This is a genomic window from Leclercia sp. W6 (genome assembly GCF_003336345.1).
GTDB lineage: Bacteria > Pseudomonadota > Gammaproteobacteria > Enterobacterales > Enterobacteriaceae > Enterobacter.
This window is the reverse complement of record NZ_CP031104.1, coordinates 2,506,655-2,525,519: the sequence shown is the minus strand read 5'-3', so window position 1 is coordinate 2,525,519 and position 18,865 is coordinate 2,506,655. Positions and strand designations below refer to the sequence as shown.

Sequence of the window (18,865 nt, the reverse complement as noted above, 5' to 3'; positions counted from 1 at the left end):
GCAACGTTACGCTTTAGGTTTAAAGCGCAACAGGCGGTTGGCGTTACTGACCACCGTAATCGAGGAGAGGGCCATAGCGGCACCCGCCACCACCGGGTTCAGTAGCGTCCCGGTCAGCGGCCATAAGATCCCGGCGGCGATAGGAATACCGAAGGCGTTGTAGATAAAGGCCCCCAGCAAATTCTGCTTCATGTTGCGCAGGGTCGCTTTCGAGATGGCGAGCGCGTCGGCCACGCCGGTCAGACTGTGGCGCATCAGGGTTATCGCCGCCGTTTCGATAGCGACATCGCTGCCACCGCCCATAGCAATCCCGACATCAGCCTGTGCCAGCGCCGGGGCATCGTTGATGCCGTCGCCTATCATTGCCACCCGGCGGCCCTGGCCCTGCAGTTTGATAATCGCATCCGCTTTGCCATCCGGCAGTACGCCCGCAATCACCTCATCAATACCGGCCTCGCTGGCGATAGCCTGTGCGGTAGTGACGTTATCGCCGGTCAACATCACCAGACGATAACCCTCCCGGTGCAGGCGTTGCAGCGCAGCCACGCTGTCTGCGCGCAGCGGATCGCGGATGGCAAACAGCGCCGTGGCCTCGCCGTTAATCGCCAGCAGTACCGGCGTTGCCCCCTGCGAGGCATACTTTTGCAGATGTTCATTCAGCGCCCCGGTATCAATTCCGTTTTCGGTCAGCAGCGCCTGGTTGCCCAGCAGCAGCGTATGGCCATCGACCTCCCCACTGACACCCAGCCCGCGCAGAGTGCGGAAGTTATTTACCTGCGGCAGGGCGCTATCTGCTTTCTCCAGAATCGCCCGCGCCAGCGGGTGGCTGGAACCCTGTTCGAGCGCGGCGGCCAGATGCAGAGCATCGGCTTCGCTTATCCCGTTCAGGGTATGGATGGCTACCACCTGCGGTTTACCCTCGGTGAGGGTACCGGTTTTATCAAAGACCAGCGTATCCAGAGTGCTGGCGCGTTGCAGGGCGTCGGCGTCGCGCACCAGCACGCCCGACTCCGCGGCACGCCCGACGCCGGAGATAATCGACATCGGCGTCGCCAGCCCCAGGGCGCAAGGGCAGGCGATGATCAGCACCGTGGTGGCGATCACCAGGGTGTAAACAATCTGCGGCGCGGGGCCAAAAAAGTACCAGATAGCGGCGCTGAACAGAGCGATACCCACCACTACCGGCACGAAGATGGCGGAAATTTTATCCGCCAGCTTGCCAATCTCCGGCTTGCTGCTCTGGGCCTGACGCACCATGCGGATGATGCGCGACAGCGTAGTGTGGCTGCCGACAGCGCTTGCGCGGAACAGCACGCTGCCATCCTGCACCACCGTACCGGCGTGGACGCTCTCCCCGTCACTTTTCTGCTGCGGCACAGGCTCGCCGGTAAGCATCGCTTCGTCAAACCAGGCTTCGCCCTGGGTGATCTCCCCGTCCACCGGGACGCGATCGCCGGTGGTCAGGCGCAGGATCATACCCGCCTGAACCTCGGCCAGCGGCAGGTTTTGTTCACCTTGTTCGGTCACTACCCGGGCGGTTGGCGGGGTTAAATCGAGCAATCTCTCCAGCGCTTTTGAGGAGCGCTGGCGGGCCCGCGCCTCCAGCATATGGCCGAGGTTAATCAGGCCGATAATCATCGCGCTGGCTTCATAGTAGAGATGGCGCGCTTCCATCGGGAACCACTGCGGCCAGAGGTTTACGCTCATCGAGTAGAGCCACGCCGCGCCGGTACCCAGCGCCACCAGGGTGTCCATGGTGGCGGTGCGGTTTTTCAGGCTCTTCCAGGCGCTGGTATAAAAGTGGCCACCCGCGAAGATCATCACTCCGAGGGTGAGCACGCCAATCGCCAGCCACAGCGTGCGGTTATCGTCGGTAACCATCATGTTGTCGCCGAGCATACCCCAGCCCATCACCGGGATACCTACCAGCAGGGCAACAATCGCCTGCCAGCGAAAACGTTTCATGGTGGCGATGGCCGTCTCCTGCTGGCGCGCCCGCCGTTCGACGTCATCCTCAATCGCTTCGGCGCCATAGCCCGCTTTTTCAACAGCCTGCACTAAATCAGTGGCGGAAGCACTGCCCATCACCAGCGCAGTGCGTTCCGCCAGATTGACCCGTGCCTGTGCCACACCCGGAACCGCCTGCAGGGCATCCTGCACCCGGGTGACGCAGCTGGCGCAGCTCATGCCGTTGATCAACAGCTGTTGGCTGTCATCACTGTCGTGAGCTGCCGGAAGCTCAGAGGGGTCCGCTGTCAGTGCTTCCGACGGAGTTGTTGACGCTGTCAGCGGATCAGCCTTTGGGTGGCTTAACGCCGCACCGTAACCGGCCTGTTTGATGGTGTCGATCAGGGCATCGGCGCTGGCGCTGCCGGTGACGACCGCGTGCTCGATGGTCACCTCTGCATGCTCAACGTCCGGGCGTTGCTCCAGACTCTCTTTAACGCGTTTGACACAGTGGCCGCAGGAGAGGCCGTCCAGTGTCAGATCGATGGTTTGAGACATAATTAGCTCCTTATAAATCTCCAGCCAGATATTGACCGGAGAGACACTTTCATCTAACTGTTATCAAGGTTAAACCTTCCATCAAGGGGAAGGTCAAGGGGGAAACGTGAATATCAGTGATGTTGCCAAAAAAACTGGCTTAACCAGCAAAGCGATTCGTTTTTACGAAGAGAAAGGGCTGGTGACACCGCCGCTGCGCAGTGAGAACGGCTACCGGAGCTATACGCAAAAGCACCTTGATGAACTGACGCTGCTGCGCCAGGCGCGTCAGGTAGGGTTCAATCTGGATGAGTGCGGCGATCTGGTGACGCTGTTTAACGATCCTGCCCGCCACAGCGCCGATGTAAAAAGCCGGACGCTGGATAAGGTGGCCGAAATTGAGCGGCATATTGTAGAGCTACAGGCGATGCGCGATCGGCGGCTGGCCCTGGCAGAGAGCTGCCCGGGGGATGAGAGCGCCGACTGCCCGATCATCGATAATCTCTCCGGCTGCTGTCACCGCAAAGCGAAGGCTTAACGCCGGGCCGGGTTGAGCATAAACACCACCGTACCGCGATACCAGGGAGATTTTCGCAGTTGCGCTTCGGCCTGCACATCCCGCTGACCGTTTTGTACCAGCCCGAGCTTAAAGGGAATGCGCAGCCGGGCAAGCGCGGGCAGATAGGCCTGATAGTTGGCTACCGTATGGCGGCCCTGATAGCTCTGGATCACCAGTTCATCCACTGCCAGGCTATTCAGCGTGGCAACATCACCGGTTTTCGCCCAGTCCAGTAGCCCGGTCACCCCCAGCGCGAATTCAGGCGGCAGCTGCTGGCGAAGTGTGCGCAAAAAGCGCGCGTAGTCCGCCAGCTGGTGGGTAGCGGCATCAAAATCGACTTGCAAACCTACTACCTGATTTCCGGCGGCCTGCCAGCGCTGCATCAGGCGGACAATTCTCGGCACGATGGTCGGCGGCACCTCAAGGGTGGTAAAGCGCACGGTCAGCCAGATGGAGGGAAAGGTCAGGCGACTGACCGGCAGGCCGAGGCGCTGAAACACCACCTCATTGGGCCGGGTCAGCACTTCGCCCTGATGGAGATAGACCGTTTGCGCCTCTTTCAGTGCGTCGCTGGCCTTCACCCCTGACCAGAGCCAGAAGGCCGGATGCTCGTGGGCGGTAACGATTTCTGCCGCCTGCGCCTCTCCGGCCAGCAGCGCGGCTACCAGTAGTATTTGAGTTTTTGCGCCCACGGACTGCCCGGATACTGCGTTTTTAACTGCGAGAACCAGCCTTTGCGCTGGGCTTTGTCCACATCGGTTCCGCCACATTCGTTATAGCCGGACGGGGCGTAGCACATGATGGCCCGATAGAGCGCATAGCTCTTATCTTCATGTTCCGCCTTCGGTGAGGTAATGACCTGCTGGTAGTAAGCCTGTCTGTCGAACTGCCCGTAAGGTTCTTTGCGATGGATGGCCGCCTCCAGCACACCGTTGCCCGCACTCTCTTTCCACAGATCGACACGGGTATTGGTTGTGCGGAAAAACTCGCCCAGACAGTTCAGGGCATGGGCATCTTCGGCGTTCTGGCTGAGCACCTGCACGGTTTTATCGAGACTACGACACACATAACCGGCTTCGGCGGCATCACCGTTCCAGTCGAATACGCTCAGGTTAACATCGTCAAACGCTTTGCCAATAACTGGCGAGGTTATCGCGCTGACAAGCTTTCTGTCATTTAACCAGTCGCTAAAGCGGTTCTCCGTTAAGTCGCGCACCAGTAGGGTATGCAGCGCAATGGTCCGCTCTTCATTGTTGGGTCCCTGACTGGCCTGCTGACGTAACCGCTCAGGCGAGGCTACCGCTTTCAGCACCCGGGAGCGATAACGCAGGCTGGTGATGGCGCTATCCGCGGCAAATATCGCCTCTGGATTACCGCTATAGACCAGGGTGGCCGCCAGTCTGGACTGCACGTACTGCTGCTGTTCAGCATCCTGGCTGAGTTTCAGCAGCTTAAGCCAGAAATCACGCCCCGCAGGCCACTGCTTTTGCGCCATCAGCGCGTCGCCGTACAGTACCTGCTCGCTGAAGGCGACAATATCGTGCGCCGGGAGTGTTTCAGCCGGTTTAACGGCCTGAAGGATGGCGGCAGGGTTATTCGTCGCCTGCCACAGGTTCAACTGTAAATTGCGCCACAGCGCCAGCTTGCCGCTCTGTTCAAACGCCGGTTTGCTGCTGTTGAGATCCTCCTGCGTCAGGGTCGGTTTCTCGTCGCTGTTCAGGCGAAGGGCGCGCAGCAGCTCGATATAGCTGACCTGCGGCGCGTCGGGGAAGGCCTCCCGCACGGCGCGACCGTAGAACTGCATGCCGTAGACATTATCGTATTCGGTCACCAGGCCGCGCAGCGCCTCAGCATCCTCAGCCTGCTGGAACCGCTGCTCGTACAGCTCTGCCAGCTGCGGCCACGCCTGCAAATACCAGTTGATGCGGCGCAGCATACCGCGCGCCGAATCGGCGTAACGCCCCTCCGGCCAGCGCTGGAGGTAGGTCTGGGCCGCTTTCTGCGCCTGTTCAGCGGCCGGGCGGTCGATGCGGTCGATATCAAAATCGCCATATTCTCCGGTGCTGTTCTGGCTGCTTTTGTTCAGCGCCGTGCGCATCAGCATATAGCCCGCGGTCTCTGCCAGCCACGGACGATCGCTGTCAACGAGCGAGGTAAACGCCCGATCTGCCTCGTCATAATCGCCACCATAAAAACGGGCCGCCCCGGTCAGATAGGTTTTATACAGCAGGGCTGAAGAGTGGGCAGGAAGGGTCGTCAGGGAGGCGGAGATCTGCTCATCGGTTGCGCCAGAGTAGAGCCCCAGACGCGCCTGCCCCAGGGCATGGCGCTGTTCCGCCGTCAGCGCGTCGTCGGCCAGCAGCGCGGCAAAAAACTGGCTGAGGCTGTCGGCACTGTTCGAGACGAAGCGGTTTTCCTGCTCGCCATCCTGCCGGGTGTCAACGGCCTCGAGCTGCAATGCGGCCAGCTGCTGGCTGAGAAGGCTCTCTTCAGCGGGTTTGTCCGCGGCTGGGGTGACCGGATCTTCCAGGTCATCCCACTCCGGGTGGTAAGCAAAATAGAAATCCCGGGAGCGGGTGATATCCGCAGGCATCGACTGCACGGGCAGGGCAAAGGATTTGGCTTCGCTCAGCAGACGCAGCAGGTTGTCGCGGGAGTCGTTGCCGGGCGTCAGCACCGGGTCGCCTTTCAGCAGACAGTGCTCATCGCTCCAGTTGCAGTCTTCCATATCAAATGAGGCAAATGCCGGCGCGGCGCTCGCCAGTAAGGCGCTAACGCTGAGTGCCAGCGTTGTCTTCCTGACCATCATGCTATTCCTGTTCTTATCGGGAAAGGGCCCGGACGCGAAGGGTAATACCCTCTACGGCCACCACCTCAACTTTGGTGCCGACGCTTAAATCCTCGTCGGCCACAACCGGCCATGAACTGTCGCCGACGCGCATATGACCGCGCCCGTTAACCAGGGCGGTGTCCAGGGTAAACTGCATCCCCACCAGCTGTTTTCCTCGCTGGTTGAGCCGGGCATCGGCGGGCTTCTGGGCGCGCACCTGTCTTGAGAGCCAGCGCCACCAGAGCCAGGCGGCAATCAGGGTCAGCAGGGCAAACAGCACCCCCTGCCATGCCCAGTCGAACGGTAAGATCCACACCAGCAGCCCGGTGATAACGGCCGCCACGCCGCTCCACAGCAGATAGCCGTTGCCGCCGAGCATCTCTGCCGCCAGCAGCAGTCCGCCGAGGCTCAGCCAGAAAACGTGCGGATGTGCAGCAATCATCTCGATCATCATTTGCGCTCGTTGCCGCTGTTTTTGATCAGTTCCGCGATACCACCGATCGAGCCCATCAGGCTGCTGGCATCCAGCGGCATCATCACCACCTTGCTGTTATCCGCCGAGCCAATGGCCTGCAGCGCCTCAGTGTATTTCTGCGCCACAAAGTAGTTAACCGCCTGAATATCCCCGGCTGCGATAGCTTCCGAAACCATTTTCGTGGCGCGGGCTTCCGCTTCGGCGGAACGTTCACGGGCTTCAGCCTGTAAGAAGGCCGACTGGCGTTCGCCCTCGGCTTTGAGGATCTGCGACTGTTTTTCCCCTTCAGCCTTCAGGATCTCCGCCTGACGCACCCCTTCGGCCTCCAGAATGTAGGCGCGCTTGGTTCGCTCGGCCTTCATCTGGGCGTTCATGGAGGTGATCAACTCTGCTGGTGGGCGCACGTCGCGGATCTCAATACGCGTGACTTTAATACCCCAGGGATTAGTGGCTTCATCGACGATGTGCAGCAGGCGGGTGTTGATGCTGTCGCGCTGGGAGAGCATTTCATCCAGCTCCATTGAACCCAGCACGGTTCGAATATTCGTCATCGTGAGGTTTATGATGGCTAGCTCAAGGTTACTGACCTCATAGGCCGCTTTCGGCGCGTCAATCACCTGAATAAAGCAGACCGCATCGATGGTGACATTGGCGTTATCCCTGGAGATAACCTCCTGAGACGGGATATCGAGAACCTGCTCCATCATATTGATTTTGCGGCCAATGCGGTCCATAAACGGCACGACCAGGCTTAAGCCCGGCTGCAGCGTCGTGGTATATCGACCAAAACGTTCCACCGTCCACTGGTAGCCCTGCGGAACGATTTTGACACCGGCGGCGACGATCACCAGCGCCACGAAGATCAAAATAGGGATGACGATGAACATGTAAAACCTCCTGTTTTGTATTCCATGTTGCGATTAAAACTGTTCGTTTGTTGCGCATAAGTATACCGGCAAACAAGGGTAAATTCCCGCCAAATCAACGAGCCGGGCTGGATTCAGACATAAAAAAGCCCCGCTAAAAATAGCAGGGCAACGCGTGTTTGCCGTCAACGGAGAAGATCAAGCTTCGGGGGGAGTGTAAGAGAAGTCAGCGATATACTGCTCGCCCGCCTCAACGATCGCCCGCGACAGCCCTGCATAATATTTTTCCAGCCCCATCGCTTCAATCTGCTGCAACTGCTCGCGCACCGGGGCGCAGAAAAGACCGGCGTTACCCGCTTCGACGCGTTTATTATTCGGTGGCAGATCGCCGGAGATCGCTTTAAACCAGGTGCGGATCCCCTGTTTAAGGTTATTTGGCGCTTTCGACAGATCATCGATCCCCGTCAGCACCTGCAGGGTCGGGAATCGATCCTCCGCCACGGCGCGCTTCAGGCGGTCAAAGAACTGGCTGAACAGTTCAAAGGAGCCCAGTTCGATAATTTTCGGTTTTGTGGTTTTACCGTTTTTATTGCCGATTTTGCTCGCCGCAGGCGTACTGGACGGCACGATACCTGTCTTATGCAAGTCTAAACCAAACAGCAGATTGCAGTGGGCACGGCGTTCTTTCAGCGGGTAAGACATCAGCACATCGATAAACGTCGTCGCCATCACATCCGAAAGCTTATGGTTGATCAGCCACTGAGAGCGGGAGAAATCTGCCGGGGAGACAAACCAGTGCGGAACCTCGTTGTAACGCTTAGATTTACCTTTGCCATCAAATTCAATGAAATGCGTGCCGTTGTCGAAAGCAAATTTGCAGTTTTTAAAGCTGACGATGGTGGTGTTGACGATCAGCGCTTTTTTGACGAAATCAACGACTTCCGGGCCAATAACGAAGCTGGTCTCTGCCGATGAGCGGATGACTTGCATTAATGTTTCTACATCAGGAACACCCGGCTTAAGAGAGGTGAACTCATAAAAGATATGTGTCATGCCGCATACTTCCTATAGTTATTAGCGTGGCCTTTTCATAACGAAAAAGTTTAACACCATCCTGCCAGAGGAGGCCAATGGCACCGTGTGCGGGAGTTTTGCGACGATCACAAATGGAAGATAAACGTTACTCCAGGCGGGCTAATCGTCCAGAAACGTGGACATAACAAAGGCTATATTTTACATCGTTAAAGTCTGATTAACATTTGTTTAAAATTAAACATCAGAAAGACTTAATAAACGCTACCGGCAGAGATAAAAAAGCCGCCATAACGGCGGCTGACAGAGTATTTAAGACGGCACTGACCGGCCAGCTGGCAGAATCAGTACAGCAGAGCGTAAAGTTTACGGCGATAGGTCGAAGCCAGTGAATCACCCGTCCCGAGGGCGGCCAGAATTTCCTGGAACATTTTGCGCGCCTGGCCGTCTGCCGCAGCCAGATCCTTTTTAAGATGGCTGAACAGCAGTTCCAGCGCCTCTTCGTTACGACCCACCTGATGCAGCTGCAGCGCAAGCTGGCTCGCCAGTACCGCGTCGTCAGGGTTGTCGGCAACCTGCTGTTGCAGCTGCTGAATTTCCGGCGTATCCGCCGCTTGTTTCAGCAGTTCAATTTGCGCCACCAGCCCCTGATAGCGGGTATCCTGATCCTGCAATGGGATGGTTTTCAGCACCACTTCAGCCTCTTCAGAACGCTTTAAGATAATCAGCGTTTCCGCCAGCAGCAGGCCAATTTCACCATTCTGACCGGAGAGCTGCCACGCCTCTTTCAACAGCGGCAGAGCTTCGTCATGTTTGCCTTCGGCCATCAACGCTGCCGCCTGCTGCGCTTTCAGCTCCTCTTCACGCGGCAGCACTTTATCCAGCAGGGCGCGGATCGCCTCTTCCGGCTGCGGGCCCTGGAAGCCATCCACCGGCTGACCGTTCTGGAACAGATAAACCGTTGGAATGGCGCGCAGGCCAAACTGGGAGGCAATCATCTGCTCGGCATCGCAGTCCAGCTTCGCCAGGATAAACTGACCGTTATACTGGGCTGCCAGCTTCTCGAGCACCGGCGTCAGCTCCAGACAGTGCTGACTGCGTTCAGACCAGAAGTAGAACAGCACCGGTTTGGTCATCGACTGTTCAAGGGTCTGGTGCAGGTTGGCTTCGGTAATGTTGACAATATTCTGTACGGACATGCGGCTATCCCAATTATGAGTTTCTGTTTACATGGGGGCGTGGCGCGTGGCTTCAACTCAACCCTGTAAAAATTTGTCCATCATCCGGCCTGGCAGCAGACGCTTCAGCAGGCCGACGGCGTGGGTCACCAGCGTGACCGGATAACGCAGTTTGGGGTTTTTGCTCTCAAAAGCATGGCGCACTTTGGCGACCACCGCCTCCGGCCCCAGGGTAAAACGGGCGGCGATACCGGGATTTTCCACCGGTTTGTCAGCCTGGGTTTGATTGACGTTGTCGGTAAAGCGGGTGCGGATAGGGCCAGGTTCAATCAGGCTCACCTTGATGCCGCTGTGACGGAGCTCCATGCGCAGGGCATCTGACCAGGCTTCCAGCGCATATTTGCTGGCGGCGTAAGCCCCGCGGCCCGGGGTAGAGATAAGCCCCATCACTGAGGAGGTCATCACAATCCGGCCTTCGCCGTGCGGCAGCATGGCTGGCAGCAGGCGCATGGTCAGCTGATGAACGCCAAAAAAGTTGGCGGAGAATTGCGCTTCAAGCTGCTGGCGGGTGACGCTCTGCAGCGGGCCGTAAACGCCGAAACCGGCATTGTTAAACAGCCCGTACAGACGATTATTGGTGAGAGCGATCACCTCATCGGCGGCGCGCTCAATGCTGTCGGTACAATCCAGATCCAGCTGTACGCCGGTTAAGCCCATGCCGTTCATCCGTTCAACATCTTCCGGTTTACGGCAGGCGGCCAGCACCCAGAACCCCTGACGCTTCAGCTCAAGGGCGCTTTCCAGGCCAATGCCACTGGAACATCCTGTAATTAAGACCGATTTTTGCATAACTTTACCTGTCAGGATCTCCGTTGAATTACGAGTCATGTTTAACTAATGGAGCCAACCGGGTTGCCATCCAGTCGGCGATAAACGGTTGGGCGTCCCGATTGGGGTGAATGCCGTCGTCCTGCATCCACTGCGGTTTCAGGTAAACCTCTTCCATAAAAAAGGGCAGCAGCGGAATATCGAACTCTTTAGCAAGCTTCGGATATATCGCGCTAAAGGCTTCATTATACCGACGACCATAGTTGGCAGGCAGTCGAATTTGCATCAGCAACGGCTGGGCGTTCGCGGCGCGGATATCCTGCAAAATTTTGCGCAGGGTTTGCTCGGTCTGCTGTGGCTGGAAACCGCGCAGGCCGTCATTGCCGCCAAGCTCCACCAGCACCCAGCGCGGCTGGTGCTGTTTCAGCAGGGCAGGCAGACGGGAGAGCCCTTGCTGGGAGGTATCCCCGCTAATGCTGCCGTTAACAACCGACGTTTTGCTCTGCCATTTATCATTCAGCAGCGCAGGCCAGGCGGCACTGGCCGCCATCCGGTAGCCAGCACTCAGACTGTCACCCAGAATTAATAGCGTGTCCGCAGCTGCGGCGCGAAATGAGAACAGCATCAAAAACAGGAAGGGCAAATGCCAGCGGAAAACATTGTTGAAGTTCATCATCTTAAGAAGTCCGTGGGTCAGGGTGAGCACGAGCTTTCCATCCTCACCGGAGTTGAACTCATTGTCAAACGCGGGCAGAGCATCGCCCTGATTGGTGAATCGGGCTCCGGCAAATCCACGCTGCTGGCGATCCTCGCCGGTCTGGATGACGGCAGCAGCGGCGAGGTTAACCTGGTCGGGCAACCCTTGCATAAGCTCGATGAAGAGGCGCGCGCCGCCCTGCGGGCAAAGCACATTGGCTTTGTGTTCCAGTCGTTTATGTTGATCCCAACCCTCAACGCGCTGGAGAACGTCGAGCTGCCGGGGCTGCTGCGCGGTGAGAACACCGCCCAGAGCCGGGAGAGCGCCAGCGCGCTGCTGCAACAGCTGGGGCTGGGAAAACGCCTCGATCACCTTCCTGCACAGCTCTCCGGCGGCGAGCAGCAGCGCGTGGCGCTGGCCAGGGCGTTTAACGGTCGCCCGGATGTGCTATTTGCCGACGAACCCACCGGCAACCTCGATCGCCAGACCGGAGACAAAATTGCCGATCTGCTCTTTTCCCTGAACCGTGAACACGGCACGACGCTGATTCTCGTCACCCACGATCCGCAGCTGGCCGCCCGCTGCGATCGCCGCCTGCGTCTGGTCAATGGCGAACTGCAGGAGGAAGCATGATTGCCCGCTGGTTCTGGCGCGAATGGCGCTCTCCCTCGCTGCTGATTGTCTGGCTGGCGCTAAGCCTGGCGGTGGCCTGCGTACTGGCGCTCGGCAGCGTCAGCGATCGGATGGAAAAGGGGCTCAGCCAGCAAAGCCGTGAGTTTATGGCTGGCGACCGGACGCTGCGCAGCTCCCGCGAGGTGCCGCAGGCGTGGATCGCGGAGGCGAGAAAAGAGGGGCTGAAGGTCAGCGAGCAGATCAGTTTCCAGACCATGACCTTTGCCGCCGAGACGCCGCAGCTGGCGAGCGTGAAGGCGGTCGATGATATCTATCCGCTCTACGGCGAGCTCCAGACCAACCCGCCGGGGCTGAAGCCTGCGCCGGGCACGGTGCTGCTGGCGTCGCGTCTGATGGCGCTGCTGAATTTAAAAACCGGCGACAGTATTGATGTCGGCGATGCCACCCTGAAAATCGCCGGGGAGGTGGTGCAGGAGCCGGACTCCGGTTTTAACCCCTTCCAGATGGCACCGCGTCTGCTGATGAACACCGCCGATGTCGCCAAAACCGCGGCGGTGCAGCCCGGCAGCCGCGTCACCTGGCGCTTTAAGTTTGGCGGCACGCCCGCGCAACTGGAACGTTATGAAAAATGGCTCCTGCCGCAGCTGAAGGCAGAGCACCGCTGGTCCGGGATGGAGCAGGAGGAGGGCGCGCTCGGCAAATCACTGGAGCGTTCTCAGCAGTTCCTGCTGCTCTCGGCGTTGCTGACGCTGCTGCTGGCGGTGGCGGCAGTAGCGGTAGCGATGGGGCACTACTGCCGCAGCCGCTACGATCTGGTGGCGATCCTCAAAACGCTGGGGGCGGGCAGGACGCAGCTGCGCAAACTGATTATCGGTCAGTGGCTGATGGTGCTGACGCTCTCGGCTCTCACCGGCGGGATGATGGGGCTACTGTTTGAAAAGGTGCTGATGGTACTTCTCAAGCCGGTGCTGCCCGTCGCGCTGCCCCCTGCCAGCCTGTGGCCGTGGCTCTGGGCGATCGGGGCGATGACCGTCATTTCGCTGCTGGTGGGGCTGCGTCCTTACCGCCTGCTGCTGGCGACACAGCCCCTGCGTGTTCTGCGTCGCGACGTGGTGGCCAGCGTCTGGCCGCTGAAATATTACATTCCGGCTATCGTGGCGGTGGTGGTGATGCTCCTCGCCTGGCTGATGGGTGGGAGCATGCTGCTATGGGCCGTGCTGGCTGGCGCCGTCGTGCTGGCGCTGCTCTGCGGCGTGCTGGGCTGGATGCTGCTAAGCGTGCTGAAAGGATTGACGGTAAAATCGCTGCCGGTGCGTCTGGCGGTAAATCGCCTGCTGCGCCAGCCGTGGTCGACTCTCAGCCAGCTGTCGGCATTTTCGCTCTCATTTATGCTGCTGGCATTGTTGCTGGTGCTGCGCGGCGATCTGCTGGATCGCTGGCAACAGCAGCTCCCGCCAGAAAGCCCGAACTACTTTTTGATCAACATCGCCCCGGAGCAGGTAACGCCCCTGAAAGCATTTCTCGCTGAACACCAGATTATCCCGGAGTCTTACTATCCCATTGTGAGGGCGCGTCTGACCCAGATTAACGGACAGTCCACCGAGGGCAACAAAGATGAATCCCTCAACCGCGAGCTGAACCTCACCTGGCAGGATAAGCGCCCGGATCACAACCCCATTGTGGCCGGCAACTGGCCGCCAAAAGCGGGCGAAGTCTCCATGGAGGAGGGGCTGGCGAAACGCCTCAACGTCGCCCTGGGGGATACGGTGACCTTTACCGGCGATACGCAGGATTTCCGCGCGAAAGTCACCAGCCTGCGCAAGGTCGACTGGGAGAGCCTGCGGCCTAACTTCTTCTTTATCTTCCCCGCCGGGGCGCTGGACGGGCAGCCCCAGAGCTGGCTCACCAGCTTCCGCTGGGAGAATGGCAACGGCATGCTCACCCAGCTTAACCGCGAGTTCCCGACCATCAGCCTGCTGGATATCGGCGCGATCCTTAAACAGGTCGGGCAGGTGCTGGAGCAGGTGAGCCGGGCGCTGGAGGTGATGGTGGTGCTGGTCACAATTTGCGGCGTGCTGCTGCTGCTGGCCCAGGTGCAGGTCGGGATGCGCCAGCGTCATCAGGAGCTGGTGGTCTACCGTACCCTGGGGGCGGGCAAAAAGCTGCTGCGGACCACACTGTGGAGCGAGTTCGCCCTACTGGGGCTGGTAGCTGGCCTGGTCGCGGCCATTGGGGCAGAAACCGCGCTGGCGGTGCTGCAAACCCGGGTGTTCGACTTCCCGTGGGAGCCAGACTGGCGGCTGTGGGCGATCCTGCCGCTCAGCGGAGCGGTGCTGCTTTCGCTGTGTGGCGGCTGGCTGGGGGCGCGTTTACTGAAAGGCAAAGCCCTGTTCCGTCAGTTCTCTGGTTAATTCCCCTCTGCAATCATTGCGCGCCGGTTAATATACCGGCGCGTTCCACTTAAGTAGCATAAAAAAATAAATCCTTGAATTTTAGTGGCACAAATCATTAAAAACCGGGCAACACGGACAGATAAATCCTGGTTAATATTTACCTGCTAAATAAATGGCAGTGTGTCTATCAAGGAAAAATAATGACCATAACTAAAAAAGCGCTGGCGGTAACGATCGGCGCAGCAGTGGCATTGGCGTCTTTTGCATCCCAGGCTGAAATCACCGTACTGAAACAAGATCCGCAGGCGGGCAACCCGCTGAGCCGTCTGAATTTCACCGTTGGCGGCAGTATTCGTCCTCAGTTCCAGAACATGACCGGCGACGACGGCAAAAACAGCTACAAGCGTAACGGCTTTGACGGCGGCACCCGCTTCCGTTTCGCTGCGGATTACTACCTGTTTGATGACATCAGCTGGGTCAGCTACTACGAGCTGGGGGTGAACATTCCGGCGCAGTTTAACTGGGACAACCACCACGCCGACGGCGCGCACGACACCTCCCGTCGTATGCTCTACACCGGCCTGAAGAGCGACACCTGGGGCACTCTGACCTTCGGTCAGCAGAACAGCGTCTATTACGATGTGGTCGGCGCGAAAACCGATATCTGGGACTACGACATGATCGGCCAGGCCCCGGGTAACGGCATCAACGGCGACTACGACGGTTCTTACCGTTCACGCCAGATGCTGAAATACAAGAAAACCCTCGGCGATGCCGATATCTACGCCTCTTACCTGTTCGAAGACAGCGAATATCTGCCGGGCAACGGCCTGCGTTACAAACGTAAAGGCGGCGGTTCACTGGGTCTGGATTATCGTCTGACCACCGATCTGACCTGGGGCGCGGCCTGGAACTACACCCGCGCCGACATGCGTAACCCGGATAATGGCGACAGCAAAACCTGGGATCAGAACATCCTCGGTACCGCGCTGAGCTGGACGCCGGACAACTGGACCTTCTCCGCAGGCGGCGGCTGGTATCAGAACTTTATGACCAGCAAAAAAGTGTCGGTAAATGACTACTTCGCGGGTGATGCGTGGGGTATTGAGTACTTCGCGGGCTATAAATTCCCGATTGGTCAGTATGCGGTGAAAACGATCCAGCCTTACTTCATGGGTGACCGTATTGAGACCATGAATGGCCGCAACTACCAGCGCATCGACAACGGCGTAGGGATCAGCTTCCAGCTGGACTACGGCTTCCGCGTCGATTACGAGCACGTATTCACCTCCAGCACCGACGATCTGGGCGATATGAACCTGGTGCGTTTGCGTTACGACTTCTGAGTCGTCTTTTCCCCCGGTGGCGCTACGCTTACCGGGGCTACGTATGGTGCGGTTTGTTCCCCGGTGGCGCTTCGCGCACCGGGACGACGTAGGCCGGGTAAGCGCAGCGCCACCCGGCGTTCTGTCAGCGGCTCAGCCACTCCGCCACGTCCCCATACGTCCCGCGATAGACAATCTTCTCCGCCTTCTTCTCCAGCTGATAGCGATACATCGGGTCGTAATAGTCATTGAGCAGCGGCGCCAGCCAGCTGAGATGCGCCTCCGTACTGCCGGTACGCTGCTGTTCAACGAGCGCGGAATCCAGCAGGGCGGTCAATTCGGCATAACGCTGTAACCCAAGGCGGCGGCGAATGGCAAACAGGCCGTGGTGCAGATACTCCGCGTACTCCAGCCAGCCCGCCTCTTCCCCCCGCGCTTCGCGAAAGGCCTGCCACATCTGCTCGAAATACTCTTCGCGCAGGCGCTCAAGGCGCACCTCAAACGGGTCCTCAACCACCACAATGGGCGACTGCGCCATGCGGTCGCGCAGGCTCTCCGGCAGGTGGTTGGAGCCAATCATCCGCCCCTCATCTTCCAGCACCCAGCGCGCGGCATCCTTTTTCAGTAACTCGACGGCGAGATGGTTTTCAAAACTGGCCTGCGACAGCTGCGGAGCCAGCGTGCGGCCAAAGGAGGAGCCGCGGTGGTGCGCCAGCCCTTCGAGATCGACGCCCTCAGGATGCGCCTTCACCAGCAGCGTTTTGCCGCTCCCGGTGCAGCCGCCAATCAGTACGCTGGGTTTTTGCGCCTGCTCAACGGTTGCCTGGATAGCCGCCTGGCGTAGCGCCTTGTAGCCGCCGACGATCAGCGGATAATCCACCCCGGCCTCTTTCAGCCACGCCTGCGCGATATGCGAGCGCTGTCCGCCCCGGGCGCAGCAGAGATAGCCCTGCGGGTGGGCAAGGCAGGCGGCGCGCCAGGCCTCCAGGCGCTCTTCACGCGTCTCACCGCTTACCAGACGGTGGCCGAGCGCCAGTGCCGCCTCCGGACCCTGGCGTTTATAGCAGGTGCCCACGGCGGCGCGTTCGTCGTCGTTCATCAAAGGCAGGTTGTGTGCCGCAGGCATGGCGCCCTGAGCAAATTCCACGGGGGCACGCACGTCAATTAATGGCGTGTCGGTAGCAAGTATGGCGCGGTAGTCCGTCCCATCGTTCATAAGGATCCCTCAAAACAACAATGGGCAGGATTTTACGCCGGGGAAGGGGAAGGTCAACTCCCCGGCGGTGAGGCTTAGCTGAGCGTTGACTGCGCCCAGGCAATCCCGCTGGCGTACTCCGGCGGCAGCAGCGGGACAATCGCTTCAAGCGTTGCGCAAAGGCGAGGGATATCGCTGTCATTCAAGTTGAGATGGCCGACCTTGCGTCCCGGACGCACCTCTTTATCGTACCAGTGGAGATGCACCAGCGGCAGCTTCAGCCAGTCGTAGTTCAGATCGGTGCCGATCAGGTTGATCATCACCGACGGGCTGTTGACCACCGGCTGCGGCAGCGGCAGGCCAGTGATAGCACGCAGATGCAGCTCAAACTGGCTAATGGAGGCGCCGTTTTGCGTCCAGTGGCCGCTATTGTGGACGCGGGGTGCCAGCTCGTTGATCAGCAGGCCTTCCGGGGTGACGAAGCACTCCATCGCCATTACGCCGACGTAGCCCAGCGCCTGCATGATGGCAGAGAGCATGCTTTCTGCCTGCGCTTGTTGCGCTGCGTTGGCCTGCGGGAAAACCACGCTGGTGCGCAGGATCCCGTCCTGATGCAGGTTATGGGTCAGGGGATAAAAGACCGTGCTGCCGTCGTGGGCGCGGGCACCCACCAGCGACACTTCACCGCTGAAATTAATGCCCTGCTCAACGATGCATTCGCCGTAGCACTCGTCCGGCAGCTGGTCGGTTTCCCCGGCGCGCAGACGCCACTGGCCGCGGCCATCGTAGCCACCCACGCGGCGCTTAACGATCGCCAGTTCGCCCAGAGAGTCAAACACACCCGGCCACTGGCTTTTTTCACTCAGCAGCTGCCACGGCGCGGTAGCGAGATGCAGATCGTCGAACAGCTGCTTTTGCGTCAGACGGTCAGCAATAATCGGAAAGACATCGCGGTTAACGAAGGCGTTATGACGAGCCAGCTCGCGGGTTAACGGCGTTTCTGGCCAGCGTTCGATTTCTGCGGTGATGACGCTCTGCTGAAACGGCACGGCTTCGGGTTCATCGTCCAGCCCGACCGGCCAGACGGCGATCCCCAGCGGTTCACCAGCCTGGCGCAGCATACGGCCTAACTGACCGTTACCAAGGACGCAAACCTGCTTCATGCCGCACCTCGCGGGTCCGGGTTTTCCAGTACCTCGTCGGTCTGGGCGGTACGCCACGCGACCAGGCGCTGATGCAGTTCTTTATCATGAGTTGCCAGGATCTGAGCGGCCAGCAGCGCGGCGTTAGCTGCACCCGCTTTGCCAATCGCCAGCGTCCCTACCGGAATGCCGCGCGGCATCTGCACGATGGAGTAGAGGCTGTCGACACCGCTCAGGGCTGCGCTCTGAACCGGGACGCCGAGCACCGGCACCAGGGTTTTGGCGGCAATCATACCAGGCAGATGCGCGGCGCCGCCGGCACCGGCAATAATCACCTCATAACCGTTCTCTTCCGCGCTTTCGGCGAAGCTGAACAGTTTATCGGGGGTGCGGTGCGCGGAGACCACTTCAACGTGGTGAGGAACGTTCAGGATGTCAAAGATTTCGGCGGCGAACTGCATGGTAGCCCAGTCGCTTTTGGACCCCATCACGATGGCGACACGCGCCGGATTATTGCTGGAAGACATGCGTCTTAAAACTCCTGTGGTGCACAACTCTCGGCTTTTGAGGTGACAGAGAATAGCACGATACACAGGCAAGGAAAACGGTTGCGCGGCTAAAACTTCCGGCAAAATCCCGCGCTTTCTGCCACAAAAAAACCGCCGAAAGGCGGTCTTTTCACAGGTTGCTTTGACAATTTACAGGAGATTACCTGCGGTCAGGCTCTCTTTATCAAAAGCATGGCTCACATCAATATGATTTTGATGTACAGCCGTGTCGATATTCGAACCCGCCTCCGGGGTGGAGAAGGTGTTCTCGGCGGCCATCGCGCCAGAAGTCAGGGAAGCGGCCAGCAGCAGGGCGCTGACGATACTGATATTTTTCATTCTCTTTTCCTTGTTCATCGTATTGTCGCTGTCGCTGGTCTTTTATCTGGCGGCACGGCAATGCATTAAGTTATTTAGTCAGTTCAGCGGTCATGTACACACGGTTGTCGAACTGGGCGCTGGTGATTTTGTAGGCTGCACCCTCTTTAGCGGCCTGAGCGGCGATTTTGGCTTCGGCGCGGTCAATGGTAGAGGCGGTGGCGCTCACACTCTGGGCAAAAGAACCGAAAGAGATCAGAGAAAGTGCGGCAACTGCAACGAAAGTTTTGATGGATTTCATGGTCGTATTCCTTAAGCTGATTTGTCTGGAGTAGGGCGTTGTTGCCCTGATGTGAGTAATC

18 protein-coding genes are annotated in these 18,865 nt (G+C 59.0%); 4 read left to right on the top strand and 14 right to left on the bottom strand.

The window, feature by feature from the left end; all coding sequences use genetic code 11:
- Nucleotides 1-6 precede the first annotated feature (6 nt).
- On the bottom strand, nt 7-2,505 hold the full coding sequence (gene copA, locus DVA43_RS12435) for a copper-exporting P-type ATPase CopA (RefSeq protein WP_114315734.1): 2,499 nt from the start codon (nt 2,503-2,505) through the stop codon (nt 7-9).
- 106 nt (nt 2,506-2,611) lie between these two features.
- On the opposite strand from copA, the gene cueR reads away from it, so the two are divergent.
- Nucleotides 2,612-3,022, top strand: a complete 411-nt coding sequence (cueR, locus tag DVA43_RS12430; RefSeq protein ID WP_114315733.1) for a Cu(I)-responsive transcriptional regulator — start codon at nt 2,612-2,614, stop codon at nt 3,020-3,022.
- Here the strand turns inward: cueR and DVA43_RS12425 are convergent.
- The 8 genes from DVA43_RS12425 to tesA all read right to left on the bottom strand — a co-directional run bounded on the left by DVA43_RS12425 (nt 3,019) and on the right by tesA (nt 10,925).
- The gene (locus DVA43_RS12425) at nt 3,019-3,735 is read right to left on the bottom strand and encodes a DUF3142 domain-containing protein (RefSeq protein WP_114315732.1); all 717 of its coding nucleotides are present in this window, start codon (nt 3,733-3,735) and stop codon (nt 3,019-3,021) included. The two genes, cueR and DVA43_RS12425, sit on opposite strands and share 4 nt — an antisense overlap.
- The gene (locus tag DVA43_RS12420; RefSeq protein ID WP_114317139.1) at nt 3,705-5,849 is read right to left on the bottom strand and encodes a hypothetical protein; all 2,145 of its coding nucleotides are present in this window, start codon (nt 5,847-5,849) and stop codon (nt 3,705-3,707) included. The genes DVA43_RS12425 and DVA43_RS12420 overlap by 31 nt, the downstream gene beginning before the upstream one ends.
- Before the next feature lie 16 nt (nt 5,850-5,865).
- On the bottom strand, nt 5,866-6,324 hold the full coding sequence (locus DVA43_RS12415; RefSeq protein ID WP_103181037.1) for an NfeD family protein: 459 nt from the start codon (nt 6,322-6,324) through the stop codon (nt 5,866-5,868).
- Nucleotides 6,324-7,235, bottom strand: coding sequence for an SPFH domain-containing protein (locus DVA43_RS12410; protein ID WP_103178526.1), 912 nt, complete (start codon nt 7,233-7,235; stop codon nt 6,324-6,326). Before DVA43_RS12410 ends, DVA43_RS12415 begins: the two co-directional genes overlap by 1 nt.
- Nucleotides 7,236-7,412: 177 nt before the next feature.
- Nucleotides 7,413-8,267 carry a hypothetical protein gene (locus tag DVA43_RS12405; protein WP_114315731.1) on the bottom strand — a complete coding sequence of 285 codons (855 nt, stop codon included), beginning with the start codon at nt 8,265-8,267 and terminating at the stop codon, nt 7,413-7,415.
- A 323-nt stretch (nt 8,268-8,590) separates the two neighbouring features.
- Nucleotides 8,591-9,445 carry a co-chaperone YbbN gene (locus DVA43_RS12400; RefSeq protein WP_103824087.1) on the bottom strand — a complete coding sequence of 285 codons (855 nt, stop codon included), beginning with the start codon at nt 9,443-9,445 and terminating at the stop codon, nt 8,591-8,593.
- Nucleotides 9,446-9,502: 57 nt separating this feature from the next.
- Nucleotides 9,503-10,312 carry an SDR family oxidoreductase gene (locus tag DVA43_RS12395; protein ID WP_114315730.1) on the bottom strand — a complete coding sequence of 270 codons (810 nt, stop codon included), beginning with the start codon at nt 10,310-10,312 and terminating at the stop codon, nt 9,503-9,505.
- Nucleotides 10,302-10,925, bottom strand: a complete 624-nt coding sequence (gene tesA / locus DVA43_RS12390; RefSeq protein ID WP_103178530.1) for a multifunctional acyl-CoA thioesterase I/protease I/lysophospholipase L1 — start codon at nt 10,923-10,925, stop codon at nt 10,302-10,304. The genes DVA43_RS12395 and tesA overlap by 11 nt, the downstream gene beginning before the upstream one ends.
- Here tesA and ybbA point away from each other — a divergent pair.
- The 3 genes from ybbA (at nt 10,896) to DVA43_RS12375 (ending at nt 15,321) form a co-directional block, all read left to right on the top strand.
- Nucleotides 10,896-11,582 (top strand): putative ABC transporter ATP-binding protein YbbA, encoded by a 687-nt coding sequence (gene ybbA, locus DVA43_RS12385; protein WP_103824089.1) that lies wholly within the window; start codon nt 10,896-10,898, stop codon nt 11,580-11,582. The genes tesA and ybbA overlap by 30 nt on opposite strands.
- Entirely contained in the window at nt 11,579-13,993 is a 2,415-nt protein-coding gene (gene ybbP / locus DVA43_RS12380; RefSeq protein WP_114315729.1) for a putative ABC transporter permease subunit YbbP, read from the top strand. The genes ybbA and ybbP overlap by 4 nt, the downstream gene beginning before the upstream one ends.
- 182 nt (nt 13,994-14,175) lie before the next feature.
- On the top strand, nt 14,176-15,321 hold the full coding sequence (locus tag DVA43_RS12375) for a porin (protein ID WP_114315728.1): 1,146 nt from the start codon (nt 14,176-14,178) through the stop codon (nt 15,319-15,321).
- Between the two features lie 124 nt (nt 15,322-15,445).
- On the opposite strand, the gene mnmH is transcribed toward DVA43_RS12375, so the two are convergent.
- The 5 genes from mnmH to DVA43_RS12345 form a co-directional block, all read right to left on the bottom strand.
- Complete coding sequence (gene mnmH / locus DVA43_RS12370) at nt 15,446-16,516, bottom strand: tRNA 2-selenouridine(34) synthase MnmH (protein ID WP_114315727.1); 1,071 nt, start codon at nt 16,514-16,516, stop codon at nt 15,446-15,448.
- Between the two features lie 74 nt (nt 16,517-16,590).
- A complete protein-coding gene (gene purK, locus DVA43_RS12365; protein ID WP_114315726.1) occupies nt 16,591-17,658 on the bottom strand; it encodes a 5-(carboxyamino)imidazole ribonucleotide synthase in 1,068 nt (355 codons plus the stop codon).
- Nucleotides 17,655-18,164 (bottom strand): 5-(carboxyamino)imidazole ribonucleotide mutase, encoded by a 510-nt coding sequence (gene purE, locus DVA43_RS12360; RefSeq protein WP_103824094.1) that lies wholly within the window; start codon nt 18,162-18,164, stop codon nt 17,655-17,657. The genes purK and purE overlap by 4 nt, the downstream gene beginning before the upstream one ends.
- Before the next feature lie 171 nt (nt 18,165-18,335).
- Nucleotides 18,336-18,524 (bottom strand): hypothetical protein, encoded by a 189-nt coding sequence (locus DVA43_RS12350; protein ID WP_114315725.1) that lies wholly within the window; start codon nt 18,522-18,524, stop codon nt 18,336-18,338.
- Nucleotides 18,525-18,594: 70 nt separating this feature from the next.
- Nucleotides 18,595-18,804, bottom strand: coding sequence for a YdgH/BhsA/McbA-like domain containing protein (locus tag DVA43_RS12345; RefSeq protein ID WP_103178537.1), 210 nt, complete (start codon nt 18,802-18,804; stop codon nt 18,595-18,597).
- Between the last annotated feature and the right edge of the window lie 61 nt (nt 18,805-18,865).